A 13,755-nucleotide genomic window follows, 5' to 3' on the forward strand; every position below is an offset into this window, starting at 1 on the left:
TAAATCTGTTGGCGGCTCTTTACATGAGGCTTGACGGCTTTGAAAGCCCCTTTCGCCTGAATTTGGGCGTTCAAATCAGTCAAGCAGCGTCTTGTAAGCGCCGAATATGGAGAGGAAGTCCTCAGCCTTCAAGCTTGCACCACCGATCAACGCACCATCAACATTGGCAATCGCCATCAGTTCTGCCGCATTGGAAGGCTTGACCGAACCGCCATAGAGAAGTCGCATTGTGTGACCGGCAGGCCCGAAGCGCTTGGTGATGTCGTCACGCATGAAGGCATGGGCTTCGGCAATATCGGCGACCGTTGGCGTCAGCCCCGTGCCGATCGCCCAGACCGGCTCATAGGCAATGACGGTATTCTCGGAATTTGCACTGTCGGGCACGGAGCCGGCAATCTGCCGCTTGAGGATATCAAGCGTCTGGCCACCCTTGCGCTCGTCAGCGGTCTCGCCAATGCAGATGATTGCGGTCAGACCCGCCTCATAGGCAGCCTCGGCCTTCGCGCGAACCAGATGGTCGGTCTCGGCATTGTCGGTGCGACGCTCCGAATGACCAACAATCACATAGGTACCGAAGCAATCGGCAATCATGTCGGCCGAAATCTCGCCGGTATGCGCGCCAGACTGTGCCTGATGGCAATCTTGCGCACCGATCGCGAGCGGACTGTCATCGCACAGTGCCGTTGCCACATAGAGCAGCGTAGCGGGTGGGCAAATCAGGGTTTCAACCTTTTCCGACAGGTCAGTCTTTACGCCCTCTGCGATCGCCTTGATCTGGTCGAGCGAAGCGCGGGTGCCGTTCATCTTCCAATTTCCCGCAACAAGCGGGCGAATATCCGGCGTCATATAAAATCCATCCCTAAAATCCTCGAGGTGTTGGACTAGCAAAACCCGAGCATAAAGTGAAGCTTACCACCCCGGTCCCTGCCCCATTTCGCCACATATTATGAAGAAGCGGTTCAAATCGAGCTATTCAACCTATGGTCAATAACCAATTGAGCACCTTGCGCCAGTCAGTCATCCGGACCGGCGTGCCGTGGCTTCCGGTGTTAAACAAGGTGAAACGCGTGGGATAGCCGGACTTATGAAGTTGGCTGTAAAGTGCAATCTGGTCGGTGGCGGCATAAACACTGTCATTGGACCCTTGGGTAAACCAGATCGGCAATTTGGCGGCATGGGCAGCGCTTTTGCTGAACGCCGGATCAGTCGCTCCACCGAGGATCGCCATCCCCGACAGCTGCGAAACAGCTGCGACATCGCGGGTAATTCCCCAACACAGGAAACTGCCCATCGAGGCGCAGGACAGAATGATCGGTTTGCCGGGAGAACGAGAGGCGGCATAGCCAATCAGACCGGCAACCGCATCGACACCCGCCTGATCGAATGACGGCACCGACGGTGCATAATAGGTCCCACCGTTTTCGACGGCGAGATTTTTCAGGCGGTTAAAATTGCCGCCGAAGGAATAATCGTTCATGCCAAGCCGGCGATCCCCGCCCCGCCCGTGTATGAAGATCACCGTAAACGCCTGCCCGCCGTCAGCGCCCACGCGAGCAATGGGAAGCGGTCCCGATGGAAGGTCAAGCATCTCGTTTTGCTGCTGTCGACGCACACCAAGCGAAACATAGGCGCGTTTCACCCGACGTTCCGGGATCTGATCGCGACCGTTGATATCCCGCAATTCCTGATAGTCGATGATTTGGAAGTCGCCACCGTCGCGGCTTTCCAGTTGTGTCTGATCGGAAAACAGATTGTCCTTGAACGGTTTTAACGGTTCACCGGCCATGGCTGGCACGATCACAGCGGCGAAAATAGCTGCAGCGAGCATCGTCCCTCGGTAAAAGGCACCGTTGGGCCATTGTTTTGTGGACATCTGCATGCGTTTTTCAACTCCGGCACTCAAGGGGTCTTGCACTTCTTGTGCCAGATGCGCAAAGCTCGCCCGGAACATTTCATGGACGAAGCGGACCCGGTGCGGCGGCCCGAGGTCGCACATCTGCAGCCTTTCTGGCAATATCGAACCGATTCGCAAAGTCCCGTGACAGAAATGCGGCGACGCCCTTGTGTGCCGGCCCTCCCTTTTGGCCGGGAACAACGTCGCCCAGGAACCAATGACGCCTATGGACGATAGTAACGATCTCTTCTCAGATGCCCCGCTGACGCAAAAGCCGGCAACAGCAAGCGAGCCGAAGGCGGAAACGCCAAGTCCCGTGGCAACACCTGCCCCTGCATCGGCGGCCTCCGTGCCCTTTTCGGCGGCAGCGACGCCCGGTGAAGATTATGGCGCATCCTCCATCCGGGTCCTCGAAGGCCTGGAACCCGTGCGCATGCGTCCCGGTATGTATATCGGCGGCACCGACGAAAAGGCGATGCATCACCTTTTTGCCGAAGTGATCGACAACTCCATGGACGAGGCCGTCGCCGGCCATGCCAACTTTATCGACGTGCACCTCGGCGCCGATGGATTTCTCACCGTCACCGACAATGGCCGTGGTATCCCGGTGGAAAACCATCCGCAAATGCCCGGCAAATCGACGCTCGAAGTGATCCTGACCAAGCTTCATGCCGGCGGCAAGTTCGACGGCAAGGCCTATGAGACTTCCGGTGGTCTGCACGGTGTGGGTGTGTCGGTGGTGAATGCCCTGTCAGACCTCATGGAAGTGGAAGTGGCGCGCAACCGTCACCTTTATCGTCAGCGGTTCTCGCGCGGCCTTCCATTGGCAGGGCTCGAAGATCTCGGCGAAGTGCACAACCGTCGCGGCACCCGTGTGCGCTTCCATCCAGACCCCCAGATATTTGGGGCTAACGCCAAATTCGACGCTGGCCGTATTTTCCGCATGGCGCGCTCCAAAGCCTACCTCTTCGGTGGTGTGGAAATTCGCTGGTCCTGCGATCCCGGCATGGTCGCCGAAGGTGGCGAGATCCCGGAAAAGGCGGTGTTCCACTTCCCGGGCGGTCTCAAGGACTATCTGGCAGCAACGCTCGGCAAGGACTTTACTGTCACCCGCGAAATCTTTGCCGGCAAGACGGAGAAGACCGGCGGCCATGGCGCCATGGAATGGGCCGTCACCTGGTATGGCGGCGATCCGCAGCTGCATTCCTATTGCAACACCATTCCGACTCCCGAAGGCGGCACCCATGAGGCGGGACTGCGCATTGCACTCACCAAGGGCCTGAAGAACTACGCCGAACTGACGCAGAACAAACGTGCCCAGCAGATTTCAACCGACGACGTAATGATCTCTGCCGTTGGCATGCTGTCGGTCTTCATCCGCGAGCCGGAATTTGTAGGCCAGACGAAGGACAAGCTGGCAACCGGCGAAGCCCAACGCATCGTCGAAAACGCGCTGCGCGATCCGTTCGACCATTATCTGGCCGGCAACCCCAACGAGGCGGCCAAGCTTTTGGACTGGGTGATCGAGCGCGCCGAGGAACGTCTTCGCCGACGCAAGGAAAAGGAAGTCAATCGCAAGAGCGCAGTGCGTAAACTGCGCCTGCCCGGCAAACTGGCCGACTGCTCCCAGAACACGGCCGCTGGCGCCGAACTCTTCATCGTCGAGGGCGATTCGGCTGGTGGTTCCGCCAAGCAGGCACGCAATCGTTCCAATCAGGCGATCCTGCCACTGCGCGGAAAGATCCTCAATGTGGGCTCTGCCAGCCGCGACAAGTTGATGGCCAATCAGCAGATTGCCGATCTGATCCAGGCGCTCGGCTGCGGCACACGGGCAAAATACCGCGAAGAGGACCTGCGCTATGAACGCGTCATCGTCATGACCGATGCCGACGTCGACGGTGCCCATATCGCGTCCCTGCTGATTACGTTTTTCTATCAGGAAATGCCGGAACTGATCCGTGGCGGTCATCTCTATCTCGCAGTCCCGCCGCTCTATGTTTTGCGTCAGGGCGGCAAAAGCGTTTACGCTCGTGACGACATCCACCGCGCGGAACTGATGGAGACAGTGTTCAAGAACAAGAAGGTCGAAGTTGGACGCTTCAAGGGGCTTGGCGAAATGATGCCGGCGCAGCTCAAGGAAACGACAATGGATCCGGCCAAACGGACACTTTTGAAAGTCGCCATCGACGATATCGACTTCGAAGGTACCCGCGACGCCGTCGACGCACTGATGGGCACCAAGCCGGAAGCCCGTTTCCGTTTCATCACCGACCGTGCGGCCTTTGCCGACAATCTGGATATATGACGGTCATCGTTTGGTGAACGTCGAAGGAATGACACGAGCATTGATAATGTTGATCTAATCGGAGCAATTGGTCCAACCGCACGGACCTGAGGGGGCGTGAGCGGCCTATCGCGCCGTTTATTACCGCTGCGCTCTTGTAATTTTCTAAAAAAATGAATATGTTGCTCAAATCGCACCTTGTTAGCGACTTTTGCACGAAGCCTAGGCTCTTTCAGATTTCCCTTCAACGTCGATTTATCAGATCGGTCATTTTGACCGGGCACACCAGCGATTGAAAGGAAATCGTTATGAACACCGGCACAGTAAAGTGGTTCAACAGCACCAAGGGCTTCGGCTTCATTCAGCCTGACAACGGCAGCCAGGACGTTTTCGTCCACGTGTCTGCAGTTGAACGCGCTGGCATGAACGGCCTCACAGAAGGCCAGAAGATCAGCTACGACATCGTTCAGGACAAGCGTTCTGGCAAGAGCTCTGCTGACAACCTGCAGGCCGCTTAAAGATTTTTCATTGTCGCGCGTGACCACGGATGTACTGGCACGCTTGAGACAATGATGTGGAAGGTCGGGAGAAGTCCCGGCCTTTTGTTTTTGTCCTCTACGAGGAGAGCTTCGATGGGTGCGCCTGTCTACGCCGCCGGCGACATTGTCGTCTTGAAGCGCGGTATCTTCAACAAGGCAGATGACGACCGGAGCTGCAAAATCAGCGCGGTCATGCCTGTCGTAAACCGTCGCGCCCAGTATCGGGTGCAGTTCGACGACGAACGTTTCGTCCGGCACGTCACTGAAGACGAAGTCGACGCGAGCGAAACACAGCCGACCCTCCAGGAGCGGCCACCAGAGCCGGAACCTGTCAAGGCGGGCTCGAGCTGGGTCAATTCGACCGCGATAAAGATCAGGAAGTAACAGCAGTTTTGCTGAGCAAGGAGAAATTTTGCAGGTACTCGTAAGGGACAACAATGTTGATCAGGCGCTGCGCGTTCTGAAGAAGAAGATGCAGCGCGAAGGTGTATTTCGCGAAATGCGCGCCCGCCGCGCCTATGAAAAGCCTTCGGAAAAACGCGCCCGCGAAAAAGCCGATGCTATCCGCCGCCTGCGAAAACTTGCCCGCAAACAGTTGCAGCGCGAAGGCCTGTTGCCTGCGCCGAAGAAAAAGGTCATGCGCGCCCGCTAGGGCCCGCATGGGATATGGGCGGCCCTTTGTGGGTCGCGTTCTCTCCCTCCTGCTGAAAAGGAGTAAGGCATGACCGACACGACCGATACCAAGGAAACCTTCTTCAAACCGACGAAGATGTCCGCGCAGGCGAAAGCCCAGCAGACCGATACAACCGCACGCGAAATTATGGCTGCGGAAGTCAATGCTCGGGAAAAGAAGACCGAAAAGCTCAGAGCCATGCGCATGGCGCAGCCGGAGCCCGTTGAAGAAGCGCCAAAGCCGAAAGCCAAGGCCAAGGTGAAGAAGACAGCTCCCAAGCGTGCGAGCGCCAAGGCGCCCGACAGCACAAGCTGATTGCAGGCACAAGCTGCCGCCATATCGAATATCACATCACAGCATTGACGTGCTGTGATGAAGCATTCCCATGTGCCAACCTGTCACCGTGACAAATTCTCTTTGGCACAGGGCCGGCTTTGGGTCTAAGAAGGATACCATCACCTTCCTAGCCCTCCCGACCGGCCAGTCTCCCATGAAACAGATCCTCTCCATCCAGTCCCATGTCGCCTATGGCTATGTCGGAAACCGCGCGGCTGTGTTTCCGCTGCAGCGTATGGGCCACGAAGTGACGGCCATAGATACGGTTCAGTTTTCCAATCACACCGGTTACGGTGCCTGGACTGGTGAGGTCTTTTCGGCAGCCAGCATCGAAGCCATCCTGGAAGGCCTGGAGGCGCGTGGCGTCCTGAGCCAGATCGACGGGCTGCTGACAGGCTATCTTGGCGATCCGGCGGTCGGCGAGGTCATCCTTTCGCTGAAAGACAGATTGCCAAAACATGCATTATGGCTTTGCGACCCGGTGATGGGCGATGTGGGGCGCGGCTTTTTCGTGCGCCCCGGCATCCCTGAATATTTCAAGGAGCGTGCCCTTGGCCGCGCCGGCATCATCACCCCCAACCAGTTTGAGCTGGAATATCTGACCGGTATCACCATCCATACGCTGGAGGACGCAAGACAGGCCGTGCGTGCGGCCCACGAGATGGGGCCGGACATCGTTTTGTTGACCTCGCTCATTCACGACAATACGCCTCCGGACCGCATCCAGATGCTGGCATCTGCGAAATCTGGCGAGCAATTCGTTGTCTCCACGCAAAGATTGCCCCTTGATCCTGCGCCCAATGGCGCGGGCGACTGCACATCGGCATTGTTCCTCGGTCACCGTCTTGCCGGTGAGAGCCTGGAGTCTGCGCTGTCGAAGACGGCCTCCAGCGTGTTCTCGCTGTTTGAAAAGACGATGGCAGCGGGTCGGCGCGAATTGGCAATGATTGCAGCCCAGGACGATTTTGCCAATCCGGCTCCGCTTGCCACAACTGCGCTCTGACCGCAGGCAGAGACAGCGGCCCTTTGCGGCGAAGCCAGATGTTCATACAACCTTTGCCGGTAGCGCCTTATTTAAGGCTGACTTGTATCCTTGACCGGACAAGTGTCTTGCATGATGGTCGCAAGTCACACATATGCATCCGCAGTGACACTCCATCGGGCGACAAGAGCAGTTGAGAAATTCTGAAAATTCCAAGCCCCATGGTGGGCCTCGCTGGCTGGGTCCGACCACGCCCAGCCGAACGGCACTGATCCCGCCGATCTCGGCTGCCCGCTGGTTGCTGGTTCTGATTGTCATCGCCGGCATCTATTTCTTCCACGGTTTCGTCGTGCCGATGCTGGCTGCTCTGGTGATCGCCTTTGCCAGTTGGCCGCTCTACCGCAAGCTTCTGCAACAGGTCGGTGGCAACACCACCATTGGTGCGACCATTTCACTGATTGCCATTCTCGTTTTCCTGGTGGTCCCGATCGGCATCGCCGGCACCTACACGGTGGAAGAACTGCGCCAGTGGATAGGCTGGGTGCTGGAGGTCAATCGTGCCGGTGCACCGCCGCCGGACTGGATCGCGAGACTGCCGGGCGTCGGCGCATGGCTTGCAGAGCGCTGGGTCGTCCATGTCGGCCCGCCGGGAGCAATCGGAGAACTGATCCAGATCGTCTCCGGTGCCAATATCGGCAATATCTACCGCGCCTTGCTCGCAGCAGGCGATGGCGTGTTCCATCTGCTTCTCACGCTTCTTTTCATGCTGATCGCGCTGTTCTTCGTATATCGCGATGGCTCGAAATTTGCACAGCAGCTCGACTTGCTCGGCGAGCGTATTCTGCCGCACCGCTGGGAGCGCATGTCGAGGGTTGTGCCAGCCACAATCAGCTCCACCGTCACCGGCATGACGCTGATCGCGATTGGCGAAGGTATCGTGCTCGGCACGGCCTACTGGCTTGCAGGGGTCCCCTCGCCCGTGACGCTTGGTGTCCTGACAGGTGTGATGGCGCTCATTCCAGGCGGCGCGCCACTCGCCTTCACGCTTGTGTCCTTGTATTTGCTTGCAAGCGGATCCTATGTGGCTGGACTGGCGCTCTTCATCTGGGGCGCGGTGGAGCTCTTTGTGGTCGACAAGACAATCCGACCGCGGCTGGTCGGCGGGCCGATCAAGCTGCCGTTCCTGCCAACCTTCTTCGGGCTGATCGGCGGCGTCAAAACCATGGGTTTCCTTGGTCTCTTCATCGGACCGGTGCTGATGGCGTTGATCGTTGCCATCTGGCGCGAATGGATGCGCGAAGTGGAACTGTCGCACGGATTGGCAAACGGAACGATTGCCGAAGACCCAGTCGAAGAAGCAGAAGAGATCAAGCCGATCCGCAAGGCAACGCCGATCTGATCGAGTTTGGACCGGCTGCGGACATTACTCTGCAGCCGCCGCACCAAATTGCGCATGATAGAGCCTTGAATATTGGCCTCCTGCCGCCAGCAATTCATCATGACCACCCATCTCTGCAATCCCCCCCTCGTCGACAACAACGATTCGAGCAGCATCGCGAATGGTCGCCAGACGGTGGGCGATCACCAATGTCGTGCGACCGTCGGCAAGCTCTCGCAGAGACTGCTGGATTGCCTGTTCGGTTTCGGTATCGAGCGCAGATGTGGCCTCATCGAGGATGAGGATCGGCGGGTTTTTGAGGAACATCCGGGCTATCGCCAGACGCTGCTTCTGCCCGCCGGACAATTTCACGCCGCGTTCGCCAATAACCGTATCGAGCCCCTCCGGCATGGCGCCGATCACGCCATCGAGGCGGGCACGGCGCGCAGCCTCCCAGACCTCGATATCGCTGGCATCGAGGCGTCCATAGGCGATATTGTCGCGAATGGTGCCGCCAAACAGGAACACATCCTGCTGTACGATACCGATCTGGCCACGCAGAGAGGCCAGCTTCAGATCGCGGATATCGTAGCCATCGACCGAGATCGCACCCGCTGTGACATCATAGAACCGCGGCAGAAGAGAACACAGCGTGGTCTTGCCCGCCCCCGATGGGCCGACAAAGGCAATGGTCTCGCCCGCATTCACAGACAGGTCGACATTTTGAAGGACAGGGCGTCCCTCGACATAGCCGAAACCGACATTGTCGAACCGGATGTCCCCTTTGAGCTGCGGTGCTTCCTTGGCCGCAGGTTTGTCCTCGACATCAGGTTCCGTCTCCATGAGCTCTGTAAAGCGACGGAAGCCGGCAATGCCCTTGGGATAGGTCTCGATGACCGAATTGATCTTCTCAACCGGGCGGAAGAACACGCCGATTAGCAGCAGGAAGCTGACAAAACCACCATTGGAGAGCTCGCCCCTGATCACCAACCAGGCACCGACGATCATCACGATCATCTGGATCAGCCGCATGCTCATATAGCTGAGCGAGGTACTTGCGGCCATGATTCGATAGGCTTCGAGTTTGGTGCGGCGATAGCTCTGATTGTCTTCCTCAAACAGCGAGCGCTCATGATTTTCATTGGCAAAGGCCTGCACCACGCGGATACCGCCGACATTTTCTTCGATGCGCACGTTGAAATTACCGATACTGCCGTAAAGCCTGCGGAAATTCTCCGTCATCCGACGACCATAGCGGCTGGTCACCCATGCGGTCAGGGGAACCACAAATGCGGTAATCAGAGCCAGTTTGGAATTGATGGAAAACATCAAGAGCAGCGCGCCAAGGAAGGTCATGATGGCGATAAAGAGATCTTCCGGCCCATGATGGGCCACCTCGCCGATCTCTTCGAGATCCTTGGTCAATCGCCCGACCAGATGTCCTGTCTTGTTGTTGTCGAAATAGCGGAACGACAATTTCTGCACATGGGCAAACGCCATGCGTCGCATGTCTGTCTCGATATTGATCCCAAGCATATGGCCCCAATAGGTCACAGTCGCCATCAAGCCGGTATTGATCACATAGATCACCAGCAAGGCCGCTGATGCTGCCACAATGACACCCCAATCGCCCGAAGGAAGAAGCTTGTCGACGAACAGCTTGACGGCCATTGGAAAGCCGAGTTCCAGCAATCCTGTGACAATGGCACAGCCAAAATCGAGGAAGAACAGCGGCAGATAGGGACGATAGAATGAGAAGAAGCGCAATAGCATGAAAGACAATCCGTAACACGTCGCAGGACACAGCGAATATGAGCCCTTCTGTCATGTTTGTGCTGCGCGGCCAAGATCAACCTGGCGGGTTTTCCGCGCCAATGTCTCGCAAGGCAGGCGTCATCACAGGAATGGTTTTCCGAATGCCATGCTTCTGCTGCAAAGCGCTGATTGAACATGTCCATCCTATGCAAGAGGTAGAACGCCATGCAGACCGCTCTCATCCTGATGACCATCCTCGGCTGCGATGACAGCATCAGCCAGTGCAAGTATGTCGATACGGTCAAGCAGCAATTCGTCAGCGTCGAACTATGCGATGCTGCCTCGGAAAAAATGCTCGCTGGTTACGGCAATGTTGCCTATCCGACTGTCGTGGCCGTTTGCCGAAAGGCCGACGATCCGGCCATTGCCGCTATCGACGGCGCACCGCAGCCACCCAAGACAGAGAAAGTCACACCCGCAATCAAACCGTCCGTGACTACGGACATACAACCAGGTGCCGTCACAGTTCCGGAACCTGCCGAGGACCAACGCAAGTCGCTGGCGACGCGTGCCATCGATACGGTGCGCGAAGCCTTGCCAGGCAAGGCCGATGTGAAGATGGTCTTTGAGACGCCAATCCACGTCGTCGCGGACAGCTATTCCTGGGTTGCCCGAAAGCTCACCCACAAGCCGTAATCACCCGCCGGGAATCAGGCTGCGACGAGTGAAAACCCACTGGCGAAACCACGGGCGAACCGCCGTTGTTCGTTAATGGAAATCTTGTCAATGATGGCCAGCATATTGCGGGCGGCTTCGCCGGCATGGCTGCTCTGTTCAAAATGCAGGCGAAGCCGGCTTGCGATATCAGGCAAAGTACCGCCTTGCGGCGACTGCAAAGACTCGCGCAATGTCAAAATGGCGTCGGCAAAGATCGTGCTTATCTCGCGAACGACACCTGCCGATTCCACCAGCGCCCGCACCGCATGAAAACGACCTGTCGCCAGCACCGAGCGCACACGCCGGTCTTCTAGACCGCACAGGTTGGCGATGGCTGACGAGAACAATTCGGTGCGACCGCAGCAAAGGGCCTCCATCAGAAACGACGGCGTCAGCTTTCCACTGGTGCGAAGATGCTCGACCAGTGCGCCGTGATCGTCGGCCACGGCATGATCGGCAATTTCCAACGTTGCTGAGGTACTGGCCTCACGCGCGACATTGTCCACGCGGCGCGGATTGACCGCGGCACGAACAAGCGCAGAACCAATCAAGGCTTCGCTGACAAATTCAAGAAGCATATGGCGGGCATCGGCTGGCAAGTCTTCACGGTCGAGAAGCAGACCGCGAATCTCCGGACGCTTTCCATGGCGTTCGGCAATGCGCCGCAGCGTCGGGCGCCAGATCCGGGCAGACCTGTTCTCCAGAAGAAGCAATGTGTCGTCGGTATCGCCAACTTCTGCGATGGCGGCAGAAACGCCGACGGAGAGATTGGGACGCGCCGCAACAAGTGCGCGCAGGCAATCGCTGCCACGCCCGACCAGGTCGACCAGGTCCGAATCCCTTAGAACCGGTGAACGCAGCACAACGGTGCACGCAATCTCCAGCTGGTCTTCGGCAAAGGACATGATCATGTTTCGTGGGGTATCGGCTGAATCGGCCAGCACGTCTGCCAGTGCGAGCCGCACCTGGGGCGATGGGTCGTCCAGCAAATAGGTCATCGCAAGTTGGGCTGCCTGACGCTCTTCTGCATCCATGGAAGACTGCAAAAACGCTCGCCCGAGCGCGTTCGCCGCGCGTACCCGCTCACCGGTTTTAGCCGTTTCGACCCAACGAAGAAAAGCCTCTACAATCACGATCAAATCCATTCGCCATACAACAGCCCCACATGAGCCTAGGTATAACCCTAGACAGAAAACGTTTAAGATTGGTTCACCATGTCCGTTAACTGTAAGGAGTGCCTGTGACCCGTCCGCTTTTGCTGAAATCCGGCCATACCCCGATCAGTGCGATCATACCCTACGCCCCGGACTTGACGGCTTCCGAGTTGCCGCGCGGAATAGCGCTTTTGCTCGATGCCGCGCGCCTGGAAAAACCCGAAACCGACCCGCAGGAGATCCCCACGGCGTTGGAGGGCATACCGGTCATCATCCGCTGCAGGCCACTTACCCATGATACCGCACTCAGCAAGGATCTGGCTCTTGCCATGCGCATGAAAGCCGACGCGGTGCTTCTGCCGCAGGTGAGACACGGTGCCGATATACAGCAACTTCATGCCTATCTGGATGTGCAGGAGGTGGAGGCCGGTTTGGAGCTCGGCAAGACCACCATCATCGCCATATCCGGTGACAACGGTGCCGGCGTATTGAACGGATCTAGTTTCGCGGGCAAATCCGAGCGATTGAAGGCCCTCGTCTTCGATCCCCTTGCGTTCAAAGCCGATATCGGGCTGAACGGAAAGGAAAGCCTGGTGGAAATAACCGCACGCGCGATGACCGTGATGGCGGCTTCAGCAGCCGGCTTGTCAGCCATCAAGTTCGGTGACACATCCGGCAGCGACGATCACTATTCTGCAAGAGCAATCATGGCACAGCGCGACGGCTTTGACGCCGTCATGGCCGCTACGCTCTCGCAGGCGCGCATAGCACGCGACAGTTTGACGTCAGAAACATGACGATGCCTCAGGGCCTAGCAGGCCGCATCAACTCAAAGACTTCGTCGGTTTCGGCATAATCCATGTACCCCAAACGGGTAACCGGGCGCGCCAAGCCGATGTCGATCCGACCCTTGGTGATGATCGCCTCATCGATATGAATACCGACCACCTGCCCGAAGATGACGTAGTTTTCAGAGACTTCGCCATCGACTGAACGCGGCCTGACAACCTCCGTCGTCCGGCACTCAAGCACGGCATGGGCTTCGCCGACATAAGGAGCATCGACAAGACGACCGATGACGGGCGTGAGGCCAGCGATCGCAAATTCGCTTTCCCCGTAAGGCACAGCAATCGACGACCTGTTCATCTGCTCCACCAGACCGCGGGACACGAGGCTACACGTGAAAGCGCCGGTTTCCTCGGCATTCTTCAGGCTATCCTTGGCACCGCTCGACGAAAACATCACCAGTTTGGGACGATCGCTGACGGCCGTGAAGAACGAATAGGGCGAGAGGTTATGGGAGCCATCGCGCCCCTTGGTCCCGATCCAGCCGATCGGCCTGGGTGCCACAATCGCCTTGAAGGGATCGTGGTCCAGTCCGTGCCGGTTTTCCGCTGTCTCGTAGAACATCAATCCTCCTCGCCGCCAACCCATGTAACGACATCAGCAAGCTCTGGCCGCGGTCGCTCGGTAACCGGAAAGTCGGTCGAGCCGATATGGATGAAACCGGCAACCTTCTCATCCGCATTGATGCCAAGCAGTGGCCAGGCGCGCTGATCGAAGGCGAACCATTCCGACAGCCAGTTCGACACAAAACCCGTCGCATTGGCTGCCATCAACAGATTGAGGCAAACGGCACCGGCAGACATGACCTGTTCCCATTCCGGAATCTTGCCATGGGGTGCAGCGCGGCTGATCACGGCAATGACAACGGGTGCACGCGTAAAGCGCGCCCGCTCGACCTCGATCATCTCTGCGCTGAGATCGGGCTTGGCCTCAAGCGCCAGCTTTAAGAGCGCTTCACCGATTTCGGCCCTTTTGTCACCGCGATAGACGATGAACCGCCATGGCGCCAATTTCCCATGGTCAGGCACACGCACGGCAAGCTTGAGAATATCGTCAAGCTCCTGCCGCGATGGCCCAGGTTCACGCATCTGGAATGCCGGCACCGAGCGGCGCGTTGCGAGATATTCGGCGAGAGTAAAGGGATTTTTCATGCGGGAATGCTCTCTTGTAGGGAAAGATCGGACGTCGGACTTGAAA

Annotated in this window: 15 protein-coding genes; 9 read left to right on the forward strand and 6 right to left on the reverse strand. The window is 57.8% G+C overall.

Annotated elements, in window-relative coordinates; genetic code table 11:
• Positions 1 to 75: 75 nt before the first annotated feature.
• Both tpiA and ACQQ2Q_RS09600 read right to left on the reverse strand, forming a co-directional pair.
• Complete coding sequence (gene tpiA / locus ACQQ2Q_RS09595; protein WP_428186851.1) at positions 76 to 846, reverse strand: triose-phosphate isomerase; 771 nt, start codon at positions 844 to 846, stop codon at positions 76 to 78.
• Between the two features lie 127 nt (positions 847 to 973).
• On the reverse strand, positions 974 to 1,879 hold the full coding sequence (locus ACQQ2Q_RS09600; RefSeq protein ID WP_428186852.1) for an alpha/beta hydrolase: 906 nt from the start codon (positions 1,877 to 1,879) through the stop codon (positions 974 to 976).
• A 241-nt stretch (positions 1,880 to 2,120) separates the two neighbouring features.
• Here ACQQ2Q_RS09600 and parE point away from each other — a divergent pair, with 241 nt between their 5' ends.
• The 7 genes from parE (at position 2,121) to ACQQ2Q_RS09635 (ending at position 8,107) form a co-directional block, all read left to right on the forward strand.
• A complete protein-coding gene (gene parE / locus ACQQ2Q_RS09605) occupies positions 2,121 to 4,199 on the forward strand; it encodes a DNA topoisomerase IV subunit B (protein ID WP_428186853.1) in 2,079 nt (692 codons plus the stop codon).
• Positions 4,200 to 4,486: 287 nt separating this feature from the next.
• Positions 4,487 to 4,696 carry a cold-shock protein gene (locus ACQQ2Q_RS09610; RefSeq protein ID WP_428186854.1) on the forward strand — a complete coding sequence of 70 codons (210 nt, stop codon included), beginning with the start codon at positions 4,487 to 4,489 and terminating at the stop codon, positions 4,694 to 4,696.
• Between the two features lie 114 nt (positions 4,697 to 4,810).
• A complete protein-coding gene (locus tag ACQQ2Q_RS09615; RefSeq protein ID WP_428186855.1) occupies positions 4,811 to 5,101 on the forward strand; it encodes a hypothetical protein in 291 nt (96 codons plus the stop codon).
• Positions 5,102 to 5,129: 28 nt separating this feature from the next.
• The gene (gene rpsU, locus ACQQ2Q_RS09620) at positions 5,130 to 5,369 is read left to right on the forward strand and encodes a 30S ribosomal protein S21 (protein ID WP_428186856.1); all 240 of its coding nucleotides are present in this window, start codon (positions 5,130 to 5,132) and stop codon (positions 5,367 to 5,369) included.
• 69 nt (positions 5,370 to 5,438) lie between these two features.
• Positions 5,439 to 5,705, forward strand: a complete 267-nt coding sequence (locus tag ACQQ2Q_RS09625; protein ID WP_428186857.1) for a hypothetical protein — start codon at positions 5,439 to 5,441, stop codon at positions 5,703 to 5,705.
• Positions 5,706 to 5,880: 175 nt separating this feature from the next.
• Positions 5,881 to 6,729 (forward strand): pyridoxal kinase PdxY, encoded by an 849-nt coding sequence (gene pdxY, locus ACQQ2Q_RS09630; protein ID WP_428186858.1) that lies wholly within the window; start codon positions 5,881 to 5,883, stop codon positions 6,727 to 6,729.
• Positions 6,730 to 6,901: 172 nt separating this feature from the next.
• Entirely contained in the window at positions 6,902 to 8,107 is a 1,206-nt protein-coding gene (locus tag ACQQ2Q_RS09635) for an AI-2E family transporter (protein WP_428186859.1), read from the forward strand.
• Positions 8,108 to 8,131: 24 nt separating this feature from the next.
• Here ACQQ2Q_RS09635 and ACQQ2Q_RS09640 read toward each other — a convergent pair whose 3' ends face one another.
• Positions 8,132 to 9,859, reverse strand: coding sequence for an ABC transporter ATP-binding protein (locus tag ACQQ2Q_RS09640; RefSeq protein WP_428186860.1), 1,728 nt, complete (start codon positions 9,857 to 9,859; stop codon positions 8,132 to 8,134).
• Between the two features lie 207 nt (positions 9,860 to 10,066).
• On the opposite strand from ACQQ2Q_RS09640, the gene ACQQ2Q_RS09645 reads away from it, so the two are divergent.
• Complete coding sequence (locus tag ACQQ2Q_RS09645) at positions 10,067 to 10,537, forward strand: hypothetical protein (protein ID WP_428186861.1); 471 nt, start codon at positions 10,067 to 10,069, stop codon at positions 10,535 to 10,537.
• Between the two features lie 14 nt (positions 10,538 to 10,551).
• On the opposite strand, the gene ACQQ2Q_RS09650 is transcribed toward ACQQ2Q_RS09645, so the two are convergent.
• Positions 10,552 to 11,703 carry a DUF2336 domain-containing protein gene (locus ACQQ2Q_RS09650; RefSeq protein ID WP_428186862.1) on the reverse strand — a complete coding sequence of 384 codons (1,152 nt, stop codon included), beginning with the start codon at positions 11,701 to 11,703 and terminating at the stop codon, positions 10,552 to 10,554.
• Between the two features lie 95 nt (positions 11,704 to 11,798).
• Between ACQQ2Q_RS09650 and ACQQ2Q_RS09655 the strand changes: the two genes are divergently transcribed.
• Entirely contained in the window at positions 11,799 to 12,509 is a 711-nt protein-coding gene (locus ACQQ2Q_RS09655) for an aldolase/citrate lyase family protein (protein WP_428186863.1), read from the forward strand.
• A gap of 7 nt (positions 12,510 to 12,516) precedes the next feature.
• On the opposite strand, the gene ACQQ2Q_RS09660 is transcribed toward ACQQ2Q_RS09655, so the two are convergent.
• On the reverse strand, positions 12,517 to 13,122 hold the full coding sequence (locus ACQQ2Q_RS09660) for a flavin reductase family protein (RefSeq protein WP_428186864.1): 606 nt from the start codon (positions 13,120 to 13,122) through the stop codon (positions 12,517 to 12,519).
• On the reverse strand, positions 13,122 to 13,709 hold the full coding sequence (locus ACQQ2Q_RS09665; RefSeq protein ID WP_428186865.1) for a nitroreductase family protein: 588 nt from the start codon (positions 13,707 to 13,709) through the stop codon (positions 13,122 to 13,124). The genes ACQQ2Q_RS09660 and ACQQ2Q_RS09665 overlap by 1 nt, the downstream gene beginning before the upstream one ends.
• Positions 13,710 to 13,755: the final 46 nt, after the last annotated feature.

Source organism: Agrobacterium sp. ES01 (genome assembly GCF_050320885.1).
Classification (GTDB): Bacteria; Pseudomonadota; Alphaproteobacteria; order Rhizobiales; family Rhizobiaceae; genus Allorhizobium.

Coding starts and splice junctions, on each gene's coding strand:
- ACQQ2Q_RS09660 (WP_428186864.1), bottom strand. CDS start 13,122: ATGTTCTACGAGACAGCGGAAAACCGGCACGGACTGGACCACGATCCC.
- ACQQ2Q_RS09650 (WP_428186862.1), bottom strand. CDS start 11,703: ATGGATTTGATCGTGATTGTAGAGGCTTTTCTTCGTTGGGTCGAAACG.
- parE (WP_428186853.1), top strand. CDS start 2,121: ATGGACGATAGTAACGATCTCTTCTCAGATGCCCCGCTGACGCAAAAG.
- tpiA (WP_428186851.1), bottom strand. CDS start 846: ATGACGCCGGATATTCGCCCGCTTGTTGCGGGAAATTGGAAGATGAAC.
- ACQQ2Q_RS09610 (WP_428186854.1), top strand. CDS start 4,487: ATGAACACCGGCACAGTAAAGTGGTTCAACAGCACCAAGGGCTTCGGC.
- ACQQ2Q_RS09640 (WP_428186860.1), bottom strand. CDS start 9,859: ATGCTATTGCGCTTCTTCTCATTCTATCGTCCCTATCTGCCGCTGTTC.
- ACQQ2Q_RS09615 (WP_428186855.1), top strand. CDS start 4,811: ATGGGTGCGCCTGTCTACGCCGCCGGCGACATTGTCGTCTTGAAGCGC.
- ACQQ2Q_RS09665 (WP_428186865.1), bottom strand. CDS start 13,709: ATGAAAAATCCCTTTACTCTCGCCGAATATCTCGCAACGCGCCGCTCG.
- ACQQ2Q_RS09625 (WP_428186857.1), top strand. CDS start 5,439: ATGACCGACACGACCGATACCAAGGAAACCTTCTTCAAACCGACGAAG.
- ACQQ2Q_RS09600 (WP_428186852.1), bottom strand. CDS start 1,879: ATGCAGATGTCCACAAAACAATGGCCCAACGGTGCCTTTTACCGAGGG.
- ACQQ2Q_RS09645 (WP_428186861.1), top strand. CDS start 10,067: ATGCAGACCGCTCTCATCCTGATGACCATCCTCGGCTGCGATGACAGC.
- pdxY (WP_428186858.1), top strand. CDS start 5,881: ATGAAACAGATCCTCTCCATCCAGTCCCATGTCGCCTATGGCTATGTC.